The organism is Acidaminobacter sp., assembly GCF_030247605.1.
GTDB lineage: Bacteria > Bacillota > Clostridia > Peptostreptococcales > Acidaminobacteraceae > Acidaminobacter.
On record NZ_JAOTSB010000057.1, the window covers coordinates 1 to 4,128 of the forward strand.

Here is a 4,128-nt window from a genome sequence, read left to right on the forward strand (position 1 = left end):
ATATTAGGAGTAGTCGGATGCTCAGTGGAGGAGGACAAAAAAGCCATATCGCAGCCACCGCCCGCGACTACCAGTGTGCCCCAACCTGATGACAAAAATCAGTTTCTAGCGTACCACCGTGATTTAATGGCGAAAGTCAATGAAGCTGACGCAATGTATGAGCCGTTTAGAGCCGCACTCCAAAAAAGTGATATAGTTGAGGCCACCTCAATTGCATTACGAATAAAGACTCCTATGCTGCGTTTGTGGGGAGATATCAGGGGGCTGGAAACTCCTGATTTACAAAACAAGGATGCGAAGAAAAAACTTGATCAAGCCAAGGATGCCATTTCCGGTTCGTATTTATATAAGGCAAAATCTGTAGAGGGCTGGATCAAGTTTACTGAAACCCAAGACATGAAAAGGTTTGCGGAGCTGAAAAATAAAGCTGAAGACATGAAAACGCTGCTGTATGGCGGGATTGTATACCTTACAGAGGCTGGCAATTTGGTTGGTGTTGATCTGTTGAAAGATAAAAAATGATTTGCTGGCGATCAATGCATTCTGCGTCCCGGCCCGTTTCATCAAGACATGTTTGATGGCTGGCCGTTTTTTTCCTGCGTAAAGCATCCGTCAAGAATCGTCGCGGTCAATTATCGTATTTCTGGCGTGTTGAATATCATGCCCCCCTTGTCACCGTACCTCGATGTGCCTCCAGACCCAGAACGCATCATTGAGGGATTGAGAGATACTGGTTATGAGTTTAATACCTCAATGGCGGATGTAATTGATAACTCTATTGCTGCACAAGCAAAGAATATCGAAGTTACTGTCGCGATGGATTTTGGTGGGAATATTCTGGTTTCCATAACTGATGACGGATGTGGAATGAACCGGGATGAACTTATAAATGCAATGCGTTACGGGTCAAAACGACGTGCAGATCAAGCCTGCCTGGGTAAATTTGGTCTTGGTCTAAAAACAGCCTCAACAGCATTTTGCAGGCGACTGTCCGTAATTAGCCGGAATCAGGCTGGGAGTGAAGTATTAAAGGCAACTTGGGACCTGGATCACATAGCCACTGTGGGGCGATGGGAATTGAAGCTTGGATCAGCAGTCTCAGATGAAATTAAACTGCTTGATACAGTTGCTTGCACCCAGTCAGGTACAGTAATTTTATGGGAAAAGGTCGATCGACTTCTGAAGGCATATGCAGTTCCTGATGGAAAAGCTGCAAAGACTGCATTAAAGCGATACGTTGACGATCTGCGATTTCATGTTTCGATGGTCTACCAACGTTTTTTGGATGTAAACGACAAACGCGCTACTGATGTGAGTATCCGTGTAAATGGTGAAAAGGTTCTTCCTTGGGACCCATATTGTGTAACGGAAACCAAAGCACCCATTGCTGAAAAAGTTCAGAAAGTAGAAATAGGCGAAACAGAGCATGCGGAATTTACGGTCAGAGCCTATATCCTTCCAAGAAAGGACGAGTTTTCGGATCAGACGACTGTCAAGGACGCTCGACTTACCAACGACATGCAAGGACTATATGTTTATCGCGAGAACCGCTTGATTCATGGGCCAGACTGGCTTGAAATGTACAGTAAAGAACCACACATGTCATTATGCCGGATCGAACTATCTTTTGACCACAAACTTGATGATGCCTTTCAGGTGGACATAAAAAAATCCAGAATATTGCTGGATGACTCGCTTTATGACTGGATGCAGAAGTTTTTGCAAGGTCCCCGTAGAGAAGGCCAAGAACGTTATCGTAAGGGTGTTGCCGCCACAATAACTGGGACTGCGGCACTGATCCATGCTGTCTCAAATAATGCAATACATGCAAAAGCAGACAATCTAAAAACAGCCGTTGTCACAGAGGTTGATGGTGCCACTGGTGACGTAACAATTTCGAACAAGAATGGAGTTACAAAGCTCAAGATCAAACTGGTTGAACAAAAAAATAATGGCGAATGTCATGTCCAATCAGTTGATAGTCTGCAAGACGGTGTACTATGGGAGCCAGCATTCATCGACGGGAATCAGGCCGTTCGTATCAACACAGGCCACCCATACTACCACAAGGTTTATGTTCCTAACAAACAATCCGGGGTAACTATCCAAGGACTTGATTCCCTTATTTGGGGACTTTGTGCAGCCGAACTAGGCAATGTAAGCGAAAACAACAAGAGAAATTTCGAGGAAATGCGTTATGAAGTTTCTCGAATTCTCCGGCGTTTGGTAGAGGATTTACCAGAACCACCTGAAGAAGTTTAGCAGAAAGGTTGAATAATAAATGGCCTTGAATGAATACAAACTTGCCGAGAGCCTTTCCGCCCGATTTTGTCTAGGGTTGAATGGATGTGTCGTTTCAACAAAAGAAGGTATTCGCCACGGAGTTCGTGCAACTGATATTCCATCGCCCAATGGTTTTATGATTCAGGTAACAACTGGATGGAAAAGCTTAGAGGCTGATTTTGTACCCGACACCTACGCGGGAGATTTGATCAGGGCAATGGGAAGCTCGTTGCCACAAGCGAGGAATGTTTTTGGTACACTGGTTGAGTCTTTCAGCGAGTTAGGTAATCGCATTAAAATAAGTGTCAACGGGTCTGTAATATCAAAAACATCAAATTTGCCGCCTCCACCTTGGAATAAATTTGAACTGTCTGTTCGACGACTTACAGATGCCGCGACAGAGATTGAGGATGTTTTACAGAGCAGTGCCGAGGAAATTGCTGCAGCATGCCTTGCATTGGTACTGACGATTCTACCCTTGGAAGAGGCTGATAGCGCTGCAACGCCTCTATATGAAAGTGGCCTCCCCGAGGGTGCCTGCACAAAAGTGACCGTAAACAAATATGAGAGAAGTCCCGTGAACAGGGCTGTATGTATAGCAGCCTATGGGGCGGTCTGCCATGTGTGCGGCTTTGATTTTGGAAAGGTCTATGGTCAGCTTGGACAGGGATATATTGAAGTGCATCATCGCATACCAGTTTCAAAAATGGGAACAAGCTATGTTGTTGACCCAATCAGAGACCTTGTGCCGCTGTGCTCTAACTGCCATTCTGCTGTACACCGGACCGATCCACCGCTTGAGCTGGACGCTCTAATTTCAATCATTTCAAAGAGTCGTATTTAAATAGGAAAGTCCGTTGGAGCATATATTTACGAATTACGCTCAATTGCACTCCTTAAGCTATGGCTTAGGCATCAATTGCGCATAATTCATGTTGTGCTCCATAGGTGCTCTTATCGGGTAGGAGGCGGAATTACTTCCGCCGTCCTCCCCCACCACCGTGCGTACGGTTCCGTACACGGCGGTTCACGTTGAATGTTGAAAGCGGTAAAACTGGTTTAAGAGTGAGATAAGTCCCAGTTTCGTGAAGTAGGATGTATCAAAGGCTTGATTCATATGCGAGGCTCCTGAATTCCACCAGGGGCCTCGTTTGTTTAGAGCACTTCGCCATGCCCTTGCCTCTGATAATCCGCGTTGCATCAGTTTCTTTGCTCTCGTGAAAGGACGCTTCAACTGTCGCCATATTATGCAGCGTAGTTTTCGGCGTATCCATCCATCAAGCTCCTCGAAGGGTTTCTTTACTTCAGATAGCTTGAAGTAGTTCGACCAACCCCGCAGTATCGGAGTGAGTTCTTCGATGACCCGTTTCAGGTTCCTTCCTCTCCCTTTGCGGCTGATTTCACGGATTTTGGATTTGATCCGATCCAGCGCCTTTTCCCCTGCTTTAAGCTTAGGGGTGCGGTGACTCGTCATACCATAGCCGAGGAATATCCGCTTCCAGGGATGGTCAACAGCGCTTTTATCCTGATTGACCGTGAGTTTCAAGCGTGTTTCAAGGAATTTCGTGATGGAAGCCATGACCCGTTCTGCTGATCGCCGTGTCCGAACGTAGGTGTTACAGTCGTCGGCATAGCGACAGAAGGTATGGTTCCGTCTTTCAAGTTCCTTGTCCAGTTCGTCGAGAAGGATGTTGGACAACAGGGGAGATAACGGCCCTCCCTGTGGTGTCCCTTCCGTTCTCGGGGAGATGATGCCACCCTCGAACAGGCCGGCTTGCAGGTAGCTGCGAATAACGTGCAGTACCCGCTTGTCTTTGACTTTTCTGGCTACACGCGACATGAGGA

General features: G+C 46.4%; 4 protein-coding genes. 3 read left to right on the forward strand and 1 reads right to left on the reverse strand.

The features are described from left to right. From OEL90_RS14930 to OEL90_RS14940, 3 genes are all read left to right on the forward strand, one after another. Positions 1-522: hypothetical protein (locus OEL90_RS14930; protein WP_300689888.1), on the forward strand; the 522-nt coding region annotated here is incomplete at its 5' end. Positions 523-660: 138 nt separating this feature from the next. Continuing rightward, complete coding sequence (locus tag OEL90_RS14935; RefSeq protein ID WP_300689896.1) at positions 661-2,262, forward strand: ATP-binding protein; 1,602 nt, start codon at positions 661-663, stop codon at positions 2,260-2,262. Positions 2,263-2,281: 19 nt separating this feature from the next. After that, on the forward strand, positions 2,282-3,127 hold the full coding sequence (locus OEL90_RS14940) for an HNH endonuclease (protein ID WP_300689890.1): 846 nt from the start codon (positions 2,282-2,284) through the stop codon (positions 3,125-3,127). 183 nt (positions 3,128-3,310) lie between these two features. Here OEL90_RS14940 and OEL90_RS14945 read toward each other — a convergent pair. Beyond that, positions 3,311-4,128, reverse strand: an 818-nt coding sequence (locus tag OEL90_RS14945) for a group II intron maturase-specific domain-containing protein (RefSeq protein WP_300689893.1), incomplete at its 5' end; no start/stop codon positions are given.

Coding starts and splice junctions, on each gene's coding strand:
- OEL90_RS14935 (WP_300689896.1), top strand. CDS start 661: ATGCCCCCCTTGTCACCGTACCTCGATGTGCCTCCAGACCCAGAACGC.
- OEL90_RS14940 (WP_300689890.1), top strand. CDS start 2,282: ATGGCCTTGAATGAATACAAACTTGCCGAGAGCCTTTCCGCCCGATTT.